This is a genomic window from Nonomuraea sp. NPDC050451 (assembly GCF_044458585.1).
On sequence record NZ_JBITHZ010000051.1, the window covers coordinates 43,472 to 59,440 of the forward strand.

The 15,969-nt window shown below is 69.7% G+C and carries 18 protein-coding genes; 7 read left to right on the plus strand and 11 right to left on the minus strand.

The features are described from left to right. Nucleotides 1-7: 7 nt before the first annotated feature. On the minus strand, nt 8-2,590 hold the full coding sequence (locus tag ACIBI9_RS61560) for a hypothetical protein (protein ID WP_397237384.1): 2,583 nt from the start codon (nt 2,588-2,590) through the stop codon (nt 8-10). 145 nt (nt 2,591-2,735) lie between these two features. On the opposite strand from ACIBI9_RS61560, the gene serC reads away from it, so the two are divergent. After that, complete coding sequence (gene serC / locus ACIBI9_RS61565; RefSeq protein ID WP_397237386.1) at nt 2,736-3,845, plus strand: phosphoserine transaminase; 1,110 nt, start codon at nt 2,736-2,738, stop codon at nt 3,843-3,845. Here the strand turns inward: serC and ACIBI9_RS61570 are convergent. Next, a complete protein-coding gene (locus ACIBI9_RS61570) occupies nt 3,824-4,192 on the minus strand; it encodes a BlaI/MecI/CopY family transcriptional regulator (protein WP_397237388.1) in 369 nt (122 codons plus the stop codon). The two genes, serC and ACIBI9_RS61570, sit on opposite strands and share 22 nt — an antisense overlap. A gap of 37 nt (nt 4,193-4,229) precedes the next feature. Here ACIBI9_RS61570 and ACIBI9_RS61575 point away from each other — a divergent pair, with 37 nt between their 5' ends. Continuing rightward, nucleotides 4,230-4,814 carry a TIGR00645 family protein gene (locus ACIBI9_RS61575; protein ID WP_397237390.1) on the plus strand — a complete coding sequence of 195 codons (585 nt, stop codon included), beginning with the start codon at nt 4,230-4,232 and terminating at the stop codon, nt 4,812-4,814. A gap of 3 nt (nt 4,815-4,817) precedes the next feature. Here ACIBI9_RS61575 and ACIBI9_RS61580 read toward each other — a convergent pair whose 3' ends face one another. The 8 genes from ACIBI9_RS61580 to ACIBI9_RS61615 form a co-directional block, all read right to left on the minus strand. Next, entirely contained in the window at nt 4,818-5,438 is a 621-nt protein-coding gene (locus tag ACIBI9_RS61580) for a rhomboid family intramembrane serine protease (protein WP_397237392.1), read from the minus strand. 372 nt (nt 5,439-5,810) lie between these two features. Continuing rightward, nucleotides 5,811-6,575, minus strand: coding sequence for a crotonase/enoyl-CoA hydratase family protein (locus tag ACIBI9_RS61585; RefSeq protein WP_397237394.1), 765 nt, complete (start codon nt 6,573-6,575; stop codon nt 5,811-5,813). A gap of 7 nt (nt 6,576-6,582) precedes the next feature. Continuing rightward, complete coding sequence (locus ACIBI9_RS61590) at nt 6,583-7,356, minus strand: SDR family NAD(P)-dependent oxidoreductase (RefSeq protein WP_397237396.1); 774 nt, start codon at nt 7,354-7,356, stop codon at nt 6,583-6,585. A 48-nt stretch (nt 7,357-7,404) separates the two neighbouring features. Beyond that, the gene (locus ACIBI9_RS61595; RefSeq protein ID WP_101785558.1) at nt 7,405-7,743 is read right to left on the minus strand and encodes an STAS domain-containing protein; all 339 of its coding nucleotides are present in this window, start codon (nt 7,741-7,743) and stop codon (nt 7,405-7,407) included. A gap of 95 nt (nt 7,744-7,838) precedes the next feature. Beyond that, nucleotides 7,839-8,576 (minus strand): energy-coupling factor ABC transporter ATP-binding protein, encoded by a 738-nt coding sequence (locus ACIBI9_RS61600; protein ID WP_397237398.1) that lies wholly within the window; start codon nt 8,574-8,576, stop codon nt 7,839-7,841. Continuing rightward, nucleotides 8,570-9,325: a cobalt ECF transporter T component CbiQ gene (gene cbiQ / locus ACIBI9_RS61605; RefSeq protein ID WP_397237400.1), complete on the minus strand. Its 756-nt coding sequence runs from the start codon at nt 9,323-9,325 to the stop codon at nt 8,570-8,572. The genes ACIBI9_RS61600 and cbiQ overlap by 7 nt, the downstream gene beginning before the upstream one ends. Before the next feature lie 3 nt (nt 9,326-9,328). After that, the gene (locus ACIBI9_RS61610; RefSeq protein ID WP_397237402.1) at nt 9,329-10,327 is read right to left on the minus strand and encodes an energy-coupling factor ABC transporter permease; all 999 of its coding nucleotides are present in this window, start codon (nt 10,325-10,327) and stop codon (nt 9,329-9,331) included. Between the two features lie 68 nt (nt 10,328-10,395). Next, nucleotides 10,396-12,210, minus strand: a complete 1,815-nt coding sequence (locus ACIBI9_RS61615; RefSeq protein ID WP_397237404.1) for a glycosyltransferase family 2 protein — start codon at nt 12,208-12,210, stop codon at nt 10,396-10,398. A gap of 324 nt (nt 12,211-12,534) precedes the next feature. On the opposite strand from ACIBI9_RS61615, the gene ACIBI9_RS61620 reads away from it, so the two are divergent. The 4 genes from ACIBI9_RS61620 to ACIBI9_RS61635 all read left to right on the plus strand — a co-directional run bounded on the left by ACIBI9_RS61620 (nt 12,535) and on the right by ACIBI9_RS61635 (nt 14,547). Next, nucleotides 12,535-12,876: a hypothetical protein gene (locus ACIBI9_RS61620; RefSeq protein ID WP_397237406.1), complete on the plus strand. Its 342-nt coding sequence runs from the start codon at nt 12,535-12,537 to the stop codon at nt 12,874-12,876. A gap of 18 nt (nt 12,877-12,894) precedes the next feature. Beyond that, nucleotides 12,895-13,263 carry a ClpX C4-type zinc finger protein gene (locus ACIBI9_RS61625; protein ID WP_397237408.1) on the plus strand — a complete coding sequence of 123 codons (369 nt, stop codon included), beginning with the start codon at nt 12,895-12,897 and terminating at the stop codon, nt 13,261-13,263. 51 nt (nt 13,264-13,314) lie between these two features. Continuing rightward, nucleotides 13,315-13,503: a hypothetical protein gene (locus ACIBI9_RS61630; protein ID WP_397237410.1), complete on the plus strand. Its 189-nt coding sequence runs from the start codon at nt 13,315-13,317 to the stop codon at nt 13,501-13,503. A 102-nt stretch (nt 13,504-13,605) separates the two neighbouring features. Further along, complete coding sequence (locus ACIBI9_RS61635) at nt 13,606-14,547, plus strand: D-2-hydroxyacid dehydrogenase family protein (RefSeq protein WP_397237412.1); 942 nt, start codon at nt 13,606-13,608, stop codon at nt 14,545-14,547. 5 nt (nt 14,548-14,552) lie between these two features. On the opposite strand, the gene ACIBI9_RS61640 is transcribed toward ACIBI9_RS61635, so the two are convergent. Beyond that, nucleotides 14,553-15,122: a CGNR zinc finger domain-containing protein gene (locus tag ACIBI9_RS61640; RefSeq protein WP_397237414.1), complete on the minus strand. Its 570-nt coding sequence runs from the start codon at nt 15,120-15,122 to the stop codon at nt 14,553-14,555. 72 nt (nt 15,123-15,194) lie between these two features. Between ACIBI9_RS61640 and ACIBI9_RS61645 the strand changes: the two genes are divergently transcribed. After that, nucleotides 15,195-15,953: a class I SAM-dependent methyltransferase gene (locus tag ACIBI9_RS61645; protein ID WP_397237416.1), complete on the plus strand. Its 759-nt coding sequence runs from the start codon at nt 15,195-15,197 to the stop codon at nt 15,951-15,953. Nucleotides 15,954-15,969 lie beyond the last annotated feature (16 nt).

Genomic DNA, 15,969 nt, shown 5'->3' on the forward strand with positions numbered 1-15,969 from the left:
CGGCGCGTCAGCCGAACGAGCATTTCACCTCGAGTTCGGCGGTGTCCGGGGCCTTTTCGTCGACCGCGCAGCTCCCCCGCGGCACCAGGGCGTTCCCGGAGGAACCCGCGACGGGGTCCATGGAGAACAGCCAGAGCCCGCGAGGGAGCGCGGCGTGTGACTCCGCGTCCTCCGAGAAGTAGAACTTCCCGCTCGCGCCCTGGATGAGGCCGCCCACGCCGAGCCCGCGCAGGTTGTACGCGACGCTCTCGGCGATGTTGACCGACTCGTCGACGTCCGAGGCCTTGATCTTGTTGATCGCCGACGTGACGGCCAGCAGCGCGTCGTAGCCCATCCACGCGTGCACGCGCGACACGCCCGTCGCCTTGACGCTCGCGATCCAGTTCTCGATCTCCGTCTGGGTGCGGTTGCCGCCCTGCCCCTGTCGCACGTCGTTGAGCGCGACGAACGAGATCGCCGGCTTGTTGGTGAAGTCGTCCTTGACCAGGAGCTGCGCCAGTTTCTCTGTGACGTCGTCGCCCGCCAGGACCTGCACCTTGTCCGCGCACTGGTGCTCGCGCGTGTCGGCGACGGTGTTCAGGTAGGTGGCCCGGCCGGTGTAGAGCAGCACCTCCGCACCGTCCTGGCAGGCCAGGTCGACCTTGCTGGCCAGCTCGTCCTGGTTGGCGAACAGGTACTGCTTGGCCGACCCGTACGGCCCCTTGGCCAGCCCGTCCGCGAGGTCCTTGCTGTAGAGCTCGTGGTCCTCCGCGTCCCGCTCGACCAGGACGGCGACCCGCTGCGGAGCGACCGGCTTGCCTCCGGGGAGCCCGTGCGCCAGCCACAGCTCGAACGCCCGCGCCTGCGCGGAGTTGGGAGCCGCCATGCGGAAGAAGTACGGCGAGGGACGGCCGTGGTAGACCAGCGGCGTCAGGTCGGCCGAATTCGTGGTGCTGAGCATCGGGATGTGCGCGTCGCTGAGCACCCGGATGGCGTCCTGCGTCTCGGTCCTGCTCCACGCGAGCCCGATCACGCCGCCCACGTCCGGATCGCCGGCCGCGCGCTGCCTGATCATCCTGGCGGCGAACTCGGCGTGCCGGAAGTACTGCCCGCTGTTGGCCAGCTCCACCTTGATCTGCCAGCTGCCTAACCGGTTGTAGGCCCCCTGGCGGGCCGCGATGCCGGACAGTTCGCCGGCCGAGCCGCCCGTCTGGTCGTCGCCCGGGTGCGACGTGGTGAGCACGCCGAGATAGAAGACCGTGATGACCCGCTGCCTCGTGTCGATGGCCTCGTTCTGCTGCTTGATCCGCTCGAGGATGGGCACGAGGGCCGGGTCGGGGGCGATCTCGGCGAGGTCGTCGCTCAGGCCGACGCACTGTTGCTCGGCCCACATCATGCCGGGGCCGCAGCCGAACCAGTTGCTGCCGTAGACGTACAGCGGCGGGGCGAGCAGCAGCGCCAGCATCGCGAGCCAGTAGCCGACGGCACGGGCCTTGACCCCCCTCAGCCGCGGCTTGTAGGTGTCCGCCAGCACCAGCTTGTCGCCGGCGAGCCGCAGCCGCGGCTCCGGCCCGCGCAGCGCCACGCGCGAGCGCCAGTCCTCGACGTCCTCGGCGAGGGTCCGCGGATCCCGGCCGGCCGGCGGCGGCACCGGCTGGCCCGCGTCCTCGACGATCACCAGCAGCGGCGGCACGATGTCCGTCTCGTACAGGACCTCATCGAGGACCTGCAGGAACCGCGCGTGGAATGGATCACCCGCGTCGAGCACCAGCAGGGCGTACAGTCCGCGACCCCAGCTCGGCCACGGGATCCGCGGCCACTTGCGGTACGCCTGGCGCAGGTCCTCCAGCATCGCGTAGACCAGCAGCTTCTCGATCTCCGGCTCTGACGCGTTCATCAGCCGCAGCGCGTACTTGGGGCGGCTCTCGCCGGCGGTGCGCCGCAGCTTCTTGTAGTGGTGGCGGCGGAACCACCGTGAGAAGGCCGTGCCGCGGATGAAGCGCACCGCCTGTAACGCGATGGCGCCGACGCCCAGCAGCAACGCGAGCAGGCCGGGCGCCAGCGGGATCAGGTCGGTGATCCCGGCGTCCAGCCACCAGGCGACCACGGTGGCGACCGGCACGAAGAAGACCGCGGCCCGCACGAGGAAATCGCCGGCCGCCCACCGCTTGCGGCTGTCGGCCTGCAGGCTGGGACGCACCCCGAACTTGGCGGCGTACCGACGCTTGAGCTCCTTCTCCGCGGAGGGCGAGTCAGGGGGTGGCGGCCACTTGTCCTTCGGCCACTCCCCGGGCTCGTCGTGCTGGGCCCGGGTCCACAACACGAACTCCGTCAGCGGGAAGCGCGGCGCGGGCAGCAGGGTGTTGCCGACCGTGTTGCCGCCGAGGGCGCCGTTGGCCCCGGCCAGCGTGTCCACGAGCCCGACCAGCGATTTGCTCGCGCCTTTCTCCGGCCTCGCGTACGGCAGGCGTCCCTGAAAAGGCTTCGCCAGCTGCTCGGCCGCACCGGCCCGCGCTCCGGTGACGACCAGCACGGGCAGCGGGAGGTCCCGCCAGAAGGGCCGCCGCAGCAGACCCTCCACCACCTCTTGCGAATCCTGTTCAGGGGGCATGGCGCCACCGCCGCTCTCGCGTCACGAACATGGCAGGTCCCGGGTCCCCCCATTCTGCGTTATTGGCGATCTTTTGGTTGTGGGGTTCTTCTCAGATTCCCGCCCCGGCCCCTTGTCAGGCTCGCGGGATCAGTACCCTGGTCAGGTGGCTGACATTGTGATTCCCGCTGACATCAAGCCCGCCGACGGCCGATTCGGCTGCGGGCCCTCGAAGGTACGCACCGAGCAACTGGCCGCGCTCGCCGCCTCCGGCGCGAGCCTCATGGGCACCTCCCACCGCCAGAAGCCGGTCAAGAACCTGGTCGGCCGCGTACGCTCCGGGCTCGCCGACCTGTTCTCGCTGCCCGAGGGCTACCAGGTCGTGCTGGGCAACGGCGGCACCACCGCGTTCTGGGACATCGCCGCCTTCGGGCTGATCCGCGACAGGTCGCAGCACCTGTCGTTCGGCGAGTTCTCCTCGAAGTTCGCGGCGGTCACCAAGAAGGCCCCGTGGCTGGGCGAGCCGAGCGTCATCAAGTCCGAGGTCGGCACGCACCCCACGGCCGTGGCCGAGGAGGGTGTGGACGCCTACGCGCTCACCCACAACGAGACCTCGACCGGCGTCGCCATGCCCATCGAGCGCGTGGGCTCCGACGACTCGCTGGTGCTCGTGGACGCCACCTCCGGCGCCGGCGGCCTGCCCGTCGACATCGCCGAGACCGACGTCTACTACTTCGCCCCGCAGAAGAGCTTCGCCTCCGATGGCGGCCTGTGGATCGCGATCATGTCGCCGCGGGCGCTGGCCAGGGTCGAGGAGATCGCCGGGACCGGCCGTTACGTGCCGGAGTTCTTCAGCCTGCCGGTCGCGATCGACAACTCCGCGAAGGACCAGACCTACAACACGCCGGCCGTGGCCACGCTGTTCCTGCTGGCCGACCAGCTCGACTGGATGAACTCCAACGGTGGCCTGGCCTGGACCACCGCCCGCACGGGCGAGTCCAGCCAGCGCCTCTACACGTGGGCGGAGAAGTCGGCGTTCGCCACGCCGTTCGCCGCTCCGGAGTTCCGCTCGCAGGTCGTCGGCACGATCGACTTCGCCGAGTCCGTCGACGCCGCCGCCGTGGCCAAGGTGCTGCGCGCCAACGGCATCGTCGACACCGAGCCGTACCGCAAGCTGGGCCGCAACCAGCTGCGCGTCGCGATGTTCCCGGCCATCGACCCGGCCGACATCGAGGCGCTGACGGTCTGCGTCGACTACGTGGTCGAGCGCCTCTGACGGCGTGACAGCTCTTCCATGAGGGCGAGCGCGTCCTCCTCCTCGACGCTCTGCGCGAACCTGGCCAGCACCGGCAACCTGTCGTCGCTGGCCGAGAGCGCTTCGAGCATGAGGTCGGTGACGTGCTCGTCCCTCGACTTGACCGCGGCGTAGCGGAACGCGTTGCGGTACGGCGTACGTTCGAGCAGTCCCTTCTTCACCAGCCGCTCGGCCACGGTCTGAACCGTCGTGTACGCCAGTTCGCGCTCCTCGTTGAGCCTGACGAGGAGCTCCCTGACGCGCATCGATTTCCCGGCATCCCACAGGACGTCCATGATCGCGCGTTCCAGGGACCCCAGGTTCGCCAACTGACCAATCCTCCGGCTCGATTAGTAGGAAACATTGTTGCCCGAAAAAGTCAGATCCGGCCAGGGGATCTCGCGGCCGAAGAGCCTCGGTTATCTGATGTTCGCCAGCCGCTGGCTCCAGGTTCCGCTCTATCTGGGCCTCATCGTGGCCCAGGCGGTGTACGTCTGGCAGTTCGCGCTGGAGCTCTGGCACCTGATCGAGACGGTGTTCCTGCACACCGCGCCGGCCACCTCCGCGACCCCGTCGTCCGAGGTCGTGGTCATGCTCACGGTCCTGGCGCTCATCGACGTGGTGATGATCTCCAACCTGCTGATCATGGTGATCATCGGCGGCTACGAGACCTTCGTCTCGCGCATCAACCTCAACGACCATCCCGACGAGCCCGAGTGGCTCTCCCACGTCAACGCGAACGTGCTGAAGGTCAAGCTGGCCACGGCCATCATCGGCATCTCGTCGGTGCACCTGCTGCAGACGTTCATCAGGGCCCAGTCGACGCCCAACGACAAGATCATGTGGCAGACGATCATGCACCTGGCCTTCGTGGCCTCGGCCATCGGCCTCGCCTACATCGACCGCCTGCTGTCCTCCTCCCCGGCGGAGCACACGCGGTCACATCTCTGACGCTCAGTACGCCGGGATCTCGCGCTTGCGCCGCAGCACCCACCCGGCCACCACGCCGCCGATGAGCCCGAACAGGTGGCCCTGCCAGGAGATGCCCTGCTGGTTGGGCAGCAGGCCTGCCAGGATCCCCCAGTACGCGAAGCCCACGCCGATGGCGATGACGATGTCGAACAGCCTGCGGTCGAACAGGCCGCGGGCCAGGATGAAACCGAAGTAGCCGAAGATCAGGCCGCTGGCGCCGACCGTGTAGACGTTGGGGCTGGTCAGCCAGGTGCCGAGGCCGCCGATGAGGATGATCAGCACGCTGGCCCACAGGAACTTGCGCAGGTCGCGCAGGCCGGCCAGGAAGCCCAGGACCAGCAGCGGGAGCGAGTTGGCCATGAGATGGCCGAAGCCGCCGTGCAGGAACGGGGCGAACAGGATGCCGATCAGGCCGTCGGGCTCCCAGCCGATGATGCCGAACTCGCGGTCGAGCCTGCCGTTCAGCACGAAGTCGACGCCCTCGACCACCCACATCACGGCCAGCATGGCGACCACGACGGCGAGCGCGCTCAGCGCACCGGACAGGAGCGCCCCGGCGCCACGCTTGGCCGACTCGAACCTGTGACCCGAATAGTCGCTCATGCGCTCTCCCGGTACGTTGCCTTCTCTTTCTTTACCGTAGCCAGGAACACTTATGCACGCGCTAAAAGCCGCCGCTTACAGAACCCGAGAACACCGGCGAGAAGCGGGCTGAGGCCCCTCGAAGGAGTCGCGGGCAGGGCAGCGGGCGGCCGCACCCTGAGCGCCACGACGGCACGGCAGCGCCATGCACGGCGGCCTGGCCCCCGGAGGCGCCACCCCCGCAGCACCGCACGCCAAGCATCCGCGAGCTCCGGGCTGAGGACCCTCGGGGGGAAGAGGCGCGAGGCCATAGGCCGTCAGCCGGGGGCGGCTCGGGCGGGAGGGCGGTTGTGGGGGGCTCTCCCGCCCGTAAGGGGCCTGGTGCTGGACCGGTTACTCGCCCGTCCAGCGGGGGGCGCGCTTTTCGGCGAAGGCGGCCGCGCCCTCCATGGCGTCCTTCGAGCCGAACACCGGCCCGACGATCGCCCCCTGCTTGGCGAACATCTCCTCCAGCGACCAGTCCTGCGACTCGATGATCACCTTCTTGGTGGCGGCGAGCGCCAGCGGCGCGTTGGCGGCGATCTTGCGGGCCAGCTCCAGCGCCCCCTCCAACGCCTCCCCCGGCGGGGTGATCCGGTTGACGAGCCCGAGCTCGTACAGCCGCGCCGCCGGATAGTGGTCGCCGGTCAGGGCGATCTCCATGGCCACGTGGTACGGGATCCGGCGCGGCAGCCGCATGACGCCGCCCGCGCCCGCCACCAGCCCGCGCTTGGGCTCCGGCAGCCCGAACTTGGCCTCCGCCGACGCCACGATGACGTCGCACGACAGCGCCAGCTCGAACCCGCCCGCGAGCGCGTACCCCTCCACGGCGGCCACCAGCGGCTTCTTCGGCGGCGACTCGGCGAGGCCGCCGAAGCCGCGCCCCTCGACCACCGGGAAGTCGCCGGACAGGAACCCCTTGAGGTCCATGCCCGCGGAGAAGGTGCCGCCGGCACCGGTCAGGACATAGGCGGAAATGTCGGAGCGGGCGTCGAGCGCGTCCAGCGCCTCGGCGATCCCCCGCGCCACCGCCCCGTTCACGGCATTCCGCGCTTTAGGGCGATTTATCGTGATTACGGCGACGTTCTCGGATTCCTCGACGAGCACTTCGTCAGACAACGAGACCTCACTTGGGCTGGAAGCGGATGCCGCCGTCGAAGCGGATGACCTCGGCGTTCATGTAGTCGTTCTCGACCAGCGAGCGCACCAGGTGCGCGAACTCGTCGGCCCGCCCCATGCGCTTGGGGAACACCACGGGCGCCACCAGCTTGGCCTTGAACTCGTCGGAGTTGGGCGAGAAGCCGTAGATGGGCGTGTCGATGATCCCGGGGCAGATCGTGTTGACCCGCACGCCGATCGCGGCCAGGTCGCGTGCGGCGGGCACCGTCATGCCCACGATGCCGCCCTTGGAGGCCGAGTACGCCAGCTGCCCCGTCTGGCCCTCCAGCGCCGCCACGGAGGCCGTGTTGATCACCACGCCCCGCTGCCCGTCCGCGTCGGCCGGCTCCGTCTTGGCGATCGCCGCGGCGCCGATGCGCATGAGGTTGAACGTGCCGATCAGGTTGACCTCGATGACCTTGCGGTACGTGGCCGGGTTGTGCGGGCTGCCGTCACGGTTGACCGTGCGCTCGGCCCAGCCGATGCCGGCGCTGTTGACCACCACGCGCAGCGGCTTGCCGGTCGCGACGGCGGCGTCCACGGCCGCCTGCACCTGCTCGTCGTCCGACACGTCGGTCTTGACGAACACCCCGCCGATCTCGTCGGCGACGGTCTTGCCGCGCTCCTCGTTGAGGTCGGCGACGACGACCGTGGCGCCCGCGCGGGCCAGCTCGCGGGCCGTGGCCTCGCCGAGGCCGCTGGCGCCGCCGGAGATGATTGCTGCAGATCCGTTCACGTCCATATCCCGGACCCTAACCCGCCGACCGAATGAAGTTCTACTCGGGGGGCGTCAAATCTCGCCCACAGCGCTGTCGACGTCGGAATAGACCTTGATGCGCCGGTCGAGCCCCGTCGTACGGAGAATGCGCGCCACGGGCGCCTGGGGCGCCGCCAGGGACACGCCGCCGCCCTCGCCCGTCGCCAGCCGCCAGGCCTCGATCAGCACCGACAGGCCGCTGGAGTCCATGAACGACAGCTGCTGCAGGTCTAGCACCAGCCTGGCGCTGTCCTGCTTGATCGCGTCACGCACCTCGTCGCGCAGGAACGGTGCGGTGAACAGGTCGAGCTCTCCCTCAACGGCCACCACCACGGCATCGCCAAGGGCGTGTCGCGCAAGCCGCAGCTTCATTTGGCCCCTCCTCGATGAGCCACTGTACTTCGACATCCCCGGGTCCCGGGCATGCACAAACTATGAAGAGGCGGGCGCGAGGCGGATAAATGCCCTCACACCGCAGGGATCGCAAATCCGTATGGAAGCTCCAAGCGGTGCTCGGCCAGGAGTTCCGTGTCCGAGAGCAGGTCACGCGTGGGGCCGTCGGCGGCGATCACGCCGCCGGAAAGGATCAGCGAACGTTCACACAATTCCAGCGCGTACGGGAGGTCGTGCGTGACCATGAGCACCGTCACGTCGAGCGAGCGCAGGATCTCGGCCAGCTCCCTGCGGGCGGCCGGGTCGAGGTTGGACGAGGGCTCGTCGAGCACCAGGATCTCCGGCGCCATGGCCAGCACGGTCGCCACCGCCACCCGGCGCCGCTGCCCGAACGACAGGTGGTGCGGCGGCCGGTCGATGGCCTCCAGCATGCCGACCCGCTCCAGCGCGTCCTTGACCACGCGGTCGAGGTCCTCGCCCCGCAGGCCCGCGTTGGCCGGCCCGAAGGCGACGTCGTCCCTGACCGTGGGCATGAAGAGCTGGTCGTCCGGGTCCTGGAAGACCAGGCCGACGCGCTGCCTGACCTCCTTGAGCGTGTCCTTGCGCACCGGCGTGCCGGCCACGGTGACACTTCCGTGGCCCGGGGTGAGGATGCCGTTGAGATGCATGACGAGGGTGGTCTTGCCGGCGCCGTTCGGGCCGAGCAGGGCCACGCGCTCGCCGCGGCCGATCGACAGGTCCACGCCGAACAGCGCCTGCGTGCCGTCGGGATAGGCGTAGGCGAGCTGCCTGACGTCGAGAGAGTTCACCACGAGAGTCCCCATATTGCGAGGGCCACGGCCGGCAGAGCCAGAGCGATGCCCCATTGGCGTACAGATGCCGAAATATCTTGGATCATCGGCATCTGGCCGGTGTATCCCCTGCTGAGCATGGCCAGATGCACGCGCTCGCCCCGCTCGTACGAACGGATGAACAGCGCCCCGGCGGAGCGGGCGATCACCGGGATGTGCCGCAGATCACGCGCCTCGAACCCGCGCGACTCCCTGGCCACCCGCATCCGCCGCATCTCGTCCACGATCACGTCCATGTACCTCAGCATGAACATGGCGATCTGCACCAGCAGGGCCGGCAGCCGCAGCCGCTGGGCGCCGATCAGGATCACCCGCGGCTCGGTGGTGGCCGCGAGCAGGATGGAGGCGATCACGCCGAGCGTGGCCTTGGCGAGGATGTTCCAGGCGGCCCAGAGGCCGGGGACGCTCAGCGAGACCCCCAGGACCGTGGTCCGCTCCCCCAGCCCGATGACCGGGATGAGGAAGGCGAACAGCACGAAGGGCACCTCGATCACCATCCGCCGCAGCACGTGCGTCAGCGGCACCCGCGCGGCCACCGCCACAGCCCCCAGCAGCGCCGCGTAGACCGCGAACGCCCAGAACCGCTCCCTCGGCGTGGCCACCACGACGATCGCGAAGGCGAAGACGGCCAGCAGCTTGCACTGCGGCGGCAGCCGGTGCACGACCGAGTCGCCCGGCAGGTAGAGCTGGTGATGGTGCCCCGCGCCCACGCGTCACACCTTGGCCGCGTCGCGGCCGCGGGCGGCGTACGCCACGCCCCCGGCGATGAGCAGCACGAGCCCGACGCCGATGATCCCGGCCACGCCGACGGGGATGCCGCCCACCTCGCCGTAGTCGGCCAGCCCCCACGTCACCAGATGGTCGGTCGCCTGGCCGAGGAAGCCCTTGTTCTCGGCGACCGCCTCCAGCCCGTCGGGCGAGGACGAGGCGAAGAACGACACGACCCCGGCCAGGACCAGCGTCAGGCCGATCCCCCCGAGCAGGAACGGCTTGAGCCTGCCGGGGGCGGCGGCCGGCTCCTGCCCGCCCACGGTGGTGGTCGTGCCCTCGGCGCCGCGCAGGACCAGGGGCCTGGTCAGGCCGCGGGCGCCGTACACGAGGTCGGGCCGCACGGCGAGGACCGCGCTGACGGTCACGGCCGTGATCAGCGCCTCGCCGATCCCGATCAGGACGTGCACGCCTCCCATGGCCGCCGCCACCGCGCCCACCTCGATCGGCGCGGTCCCCCCGATCCAGAACAGCAGCGTGAACGCCAGCGCGGAGGCGGGCACGGACACCACCGCCGCCAGGAACGCCGCCACCGCCACACGCCCCCTGGACAGCCCCGTCACCAGCCGGAAGATCCCCCAGCCGACCACCACGGTGACGATGCCCATGATCGTGATGTTGATGCCGAGCGCGGTCAGCCCGCCGTCGGCGAAGAACACGCCCTGCACGAGGAGCACCACGGCCATGCACAGCACGCCCGTGTACGGCCCGACGAGTATCGCGGCCAGCGCACCGCCCAGCAGGTGGCCGCTGGTGCCGGCGGCGACGGGGAAGTTGAGCATCTGGACGGCGAAGATGAAGGCCGCGACGAGCCCGGCCATGGGAGCGGTCCGGTCGTCGAGCTCGCGCCGCGCCCCGCGCAGGCAGACGCTGACCCCGGCTGCCGCGACGACCCCGGCCGATATGGATGTCGCCGCATTGAAGAAGCCATCTGGTACGTGCACGGCACCCCTCCTGCAAGAGCAAACGGTCCTACTTTAGGACATCGTCTTGCACCTGCATATGGATGGCATTAGCGCATGATTCTCCGGATGATCATCCTCGCCGTGAGCCGCCGCACCACGGTGCTCAGCCGTCCCTTCCCCGACGTCGCGTACGGCCGCACGCTCCTGAGCACGGCCGCGCCCCACCACCGGCGCGGCGCCGCCACCGTCTCGGCGTCGGTCTCGATCCTGAACCGCGCGGGCGGCCCGCCCAGATCCAGCTCCAGGTACGCGTCCCAGGTGCCGGGCGGCAGCCAGCCCACCCCCAGCCTGGCCGCGAAACCGCCGCCGGGCAGCGCCACGGCGCGCTCGGCCCGCTCGCGGCCGCTGCGCCGCTCGCGCCAGACGACCCGCTTGACCGCCGAGGCCGCGGGGGCGGCGCCCGCGACGCAGACCTCGCCGTCGACGATCAGCCGGTGCCCCAGCGCCCACCTCGTCCTGATGAGCCGCACCGAGCCGGGCACCCCGACCACGTGGCCGCCGACGTCGATGCTGAGGTTGCCGTTGTCCCTGGTGAAGTACGGCAGGGCCACGACGGCGCCCATCAGCCGGGGCGGCGGGCGGTTGACGCCGCTGTCGCGTTCGGCCCCGAGCCTGCCGAGCCGCACCACGCCTTCGACCTCGACCGCCACCCGCAGGTCCCAGATCCCCGAGCCGAACGCGGACACGTCCACCCGCGCGGTGAACTCGCTCCCCTTGCGCTCGGCCGGGACGACCACCTCGGCGGCCGGGTCGTGCCGGGCGCGCAGCACCAGGGCCAGGCCGTCGTCCCCGCCGATGCCGTCGAGCCCGGCCGATCCCGTCACCACGAGGCTGTCGCCGTCCCAGGACAGCCCGGTCAGCCTGCGCCGCACGGCGGCGCTCTCGATGCGGGCCAGGCGCACGAGGCGCTCGATGTCGTCGAGTGCGGCCACCCGCTGCCTGTCGACGCTGTTGAGCAGCTCGTGCACGCCGGGGGTGTACCACTCCTCGCACAGGGCTGCCACCTCCCGCGCGATGTCCTTGCGCCGCACGTCGTCGCTCTCCAGGAACACCTGCCCGAGCTGCGCGAACACGTCCAGCCTGAAGTGCCGGCGCAGCAGGTGGTCGCGGAGCGGGCCGGGCTCGACGTGCCCGGCCATGAGCCGGATCGGCGCCCTGATCATGGCCAGCCAGGCGAGCGGGTCCCTGCTGCCGCGCTGCTGCATAATGCTGGTGCCGTCGGGTCTGGACACCAGGTGATAGCAGTCGTAGTCGGCCACCACGGAGACGGCCCCGGCGTGGCAGTAGGCGTGCACGGTGAAGAGGATGTCCTCGCCCACGAGCATGCCCTCGCCGAACCTGATGCGGTGGCGTTCGAGCAGTTCCCTCCTGAACAGCTTGAAGCAGCACAGGCTGTTGTAGACGTTGCCGTCGCCGATGGTCACCCGGTCGGCGCTCTGCTGGAACATCGACACCGGCGCCCGCCTGCCGTGGCCCACGATCTTGCCGAGGACGATGTCGGAGCCGTTCCTGTCGGCCATGGCGACCATGCGCTCCAGCGCCTCGGGGCCGAGATAGTCGTCGGCGTCGCAGAAGAACACATACCGGCCCGAGGCGTGCTCGATGCCGACGTTGCGCGGCCGGCCCGCGCCGCCGCTGCTGTCGATGTGGACGACCTTGACGCTGGCCTTGTGATAGGCGGCGTAGAGGTCGAGGAGCTCGGCGCTGCCGTCCGTGGAGCCGTCGTCGACGACGACGATCTCCTTCTTGACGCGCTGCACGAGCACGGAGGTGAGACATCTGTCGAGGTAGGCCCGGCAGTTGTGTGCGGGGATGACGACGCTGACATCGACCGCGTCGTCACCGTTCCCCGTTGCAGACATCGCCACCACCGCCACCACTTCAGAGAGTCACGTTGCGCTGCCGTCTGGCTTCAGTATGTGACGAGCCCCGGCCCAGCGAGGGCCGATCGTATGTCTTCACCCCCTGCTTTTGCAGCCAACGGAGATATACGGCATTCCACTAATAGGCCCTGGCAGTACCACATTTATCCTCGACCGAATGAGTTTCAGGGATGAGGTTTTCCTACCGAGGAATAGAAACCTCTCCGCCAGGATCATTCAGCCAACCCCGGGCCTTGCCCAGTGATCCTCTCGTGGGCCTTGCGCGTCTACAGTTAGGCAACCTTGACCGGGAGGTGGCGGGAAATGGCATCGGATCTCCGCAGGCGGGCGTCGGACGACTCGCCCGTGCACTCTGCTGAGTTCATCGTCTCCGCGGCTCGCTTGGAAGAGCTGCATCAGTGCTCCGCCGTGCTCCGCCGTACGAGGTTGCGGGCCGAGGAGATCGTGGACGAGGCACGGACCTTGCTGGCGGAGGCCGAACAACGCGGCGACACCGACCGCGTCCTGGAGTTGCGCGCCCAGCTGGAACAGGCGCGCGGGCTGTACGGCAAGGTGCTGAACGCGTACGTGACGATCTGCCGCAAGATCGCCGAGGAGCGTCAGGCCATCCTGCAGGAGCAGATGGGGTTGTCAGGTGCGGCCTGACGGTGTTAGCGTCAGGGCATGCCTGACGACTGGAAGGACAAGCTCCGCTGCTCTTTCTGCCACAAGAAGAGCGCGGAGGTGCACAAGATGATTGCCGGTCCCGGTGTGCACATTTGTGACCAATGCGTCGATCTGTGCAATGAAATCCTCGCGCAGGAGCGCCTCGCCACCTCTACCGAGCCCCGCCTCCCGATGTGGGAGTCCATGACAGTGGAGCAAATACTCGAGCATCTTCCGAAAATCGCCGCCGTGCAGGCACAAGTGGACGACAACCTGCGCGACTGGGTGGCACACCTTCGCGGCAGGGACGTCAGCTGGGAACGCATCGGCGCCTCGCTCGGCATGACGCGGCAATCCGCGTGGGAACGGTTCAGAAGCGAGACATAAAATGTGAACCCTTGTGACATGTGGGGCGTCTTATGGTCAGGGAGGCCCGACATGCGCGTCCTAGACGGACTCACGGCGCCCGATCTGGAGGAGCTCCAGCTGGAGCTGATCCTGATCCTGGCGTTGCACGAAGAGGCAGAGCGAGGGAGCGCCGCCGCCTGGAGGAGCGGCGGGAGCGCAGCGACCAGAGCGGAGGAAGGCGGCGGCATCCAGGGCGACCGAGCCCGCCTCACGAAGTGAGGCCATGAGCACGCTGGCTGCCCAGTGAAACGGGCTCCAGCTCCCCGGCCGCATCCGGGGAGCTGGAGCAGGGGGATCGGATCCTCCGTAAGATTGCTGGCCATGCTGCGCTGCGCCGTGCTTGACGACTACCAGGGAGTGGCTCTCGGCCTGGCCGACTGGTCGAGGGTGCGGGTGACCAGCTTCCGCGACCACTTCACCACCCAGGACGACCTCGTCGCCGCCCTCCACGACCACGAGATCGTGGTAATCATGCGGGAGCGCACGCCGTTCCCCGCCGAAGTGTTCGACCGGCTGCCCAACCTGCGGCTGCTCATCACCTCGGGCATGCGCAACGCGTCCGTCGACCTGGCCGCCGCGCGGGCGCGCGGCGTCACGGTCTGCGGCACGGCCAGCGGCTCGACCGCGCCGGTGGAGCTGACCTGGGCGCTGATCCTCGGCCTCGCCCGCCACCTGGTCCCGGAGGCGACGGCCCTGCGCGCGGACGGACCCTGGCAGAGCACCGTCGGCACGGACCTCCATGGCCGCACGCTCGGGCTGCTGGGGCTCGGCAAGATCGGGTCCCGGATGGCGACGATCGGCCGGGCGTTCGGCATGGACGTCGTGGCGTGGAGCCGGCACCTGACCGAGGAGCGCACGGACGCCCTCGGCGTGCGGCTCGCCCCCGGGAAGGACGCGCTGCTGTCCGAGTCCGACGTCGTCTCCGTCCATCTGGTGCTGAGCGACCGCACGCGGGGGCTGATCGGGGAGCGGGAGCTGTCGCTGATGCGGCCGACCTCCTACCTGGTCAACACGTCGCGGGCGGCGATCGTCGACCAGGAGGCGCTGGTGGCGGCCCTGCGGGCGGGGCGCATCGCGGGAGCGGGGCTGGACGTGTTCGAGATGGAGCCGCTGCCCGCCGGTCACGCGTTCCGCACGCTGCCCAACGTGCTTGCCACGCCGCACCTGGGATACGTGACGGAGCTCAACTACGGCACGTACTTCCGCGAGGCCGTCGAGGACATCGACGCCTTCCTCGCCGGCGCCCCGATCAGGACCCTCTAGCCCCGTCAGTCGGCCCGGCTCCTGGCGCGGAAGGCGGCCGTCTTGACGCGGTTCTGGCAGGCCGTGGAGCAGAACCTCCGGGTGCCGTTGCGCGAGACGTCCACGTAGACCCGGTCGCAGTGCGGCGCCGTGCAGACCCCGAGGCGGTCGCCGAACTCGCTGCCCAGCACGATCGCGAGCCCGGTGGCGCAGCTCGCCGCCCACTCGCCCGCCAATGTGCCGCCCGGGCCGTGGAAGTGCAGGTGCCAGGGCTCGCCGTCGTGCCGCTCCAGCATCGGCCTGGCGTGGCTCTCCACCAGCAGCGCGTTGACCTCGGTGGCCGCGGCGTCGATGTCGCCGGCGGCCACGGCGGTGAAGACCGTCCGCAGGCGGGCGGCCACCTCCGCCAGCTCGGCGCCCTCCGCGTCGGTGACCTCTCGGTGATCCGAATAGACCGTACGCAGGCTCTCGGTGGCGGCGGCCCCGGCGCGGCCCGGCGCCGGATAAGCGCGTCCCCGCTGCTCACCGGGGGTCAGCGCGTTGACGAGCGCCACCGTGGTCCTGACCACGCCATCCGTGTGACTGTTGTAATCCAATTGACCGGTTACACCTTCATGTTCTAGCTTGTAACTGTCCAAAGCTTAAACGACAGTCACAAGGAGACGTACATGCTCACCCACGATGCCGCATTGGAGTGGATCGCGCGCTGGGACCGGCAGCAGGAGGGCTACCTTCCCGACCGCGAGGAGCGCTTCACCGCCCTGATCGACGCCATGGAGGCGCTGGACCGGCCGGACCCGGTGGTGATCGACCTGGGCTGCGGCCCCGGATCCCTGTCGGCCCGGCTGCTCGACCGGCTGCCCAAGGCGAAGGTGATCTCGGTTGACGCCGACCCGCTGCTGCTCGGGCTCGGGCGGGCCGCGTACCCGCAGCTGACGTTCGTCTCGGCGGACCTGCGTACCGGCGGGTGGACGGAACTGCTCGGGCTGGACGGACCCGCCGACGCCGCGATCAGCACGACGGCGCTGCACTGGATCTCCGCCGCCGACCTCAAGGGCATGTACGGCGAGGTGGCGAGCGTGCTGCGGCCCGGCGGGCTGCTGCTCAACGGCGACCACATGGACACCGACGACGCCACCCCCGCCCTCGCCCGCCTTGAGCGCGCCGTCCACGACAGGGAGACACAGCGGGCGTTCGGCGCGAACCCGCCGGAGGACTGGCGGGCCTGGTGGGACGCGGTCGAGGCGGACCCCGCCTTCGCCGAGCTCAACGAGGCGCGCCGCACCACGGCCGGGGCCTCGCACCACGGCTCGGAGTCGCACCTGCTGTCGCATCACGTCGAGGCGCTCCAGGAGGCCGGCTTCACGGAGGTCGGCACGCTCTGGCAGCGGGGGAACAACCGCCTGCTGTGCGCCGTAAGAGGCTGACCCCTGTACGACTAAC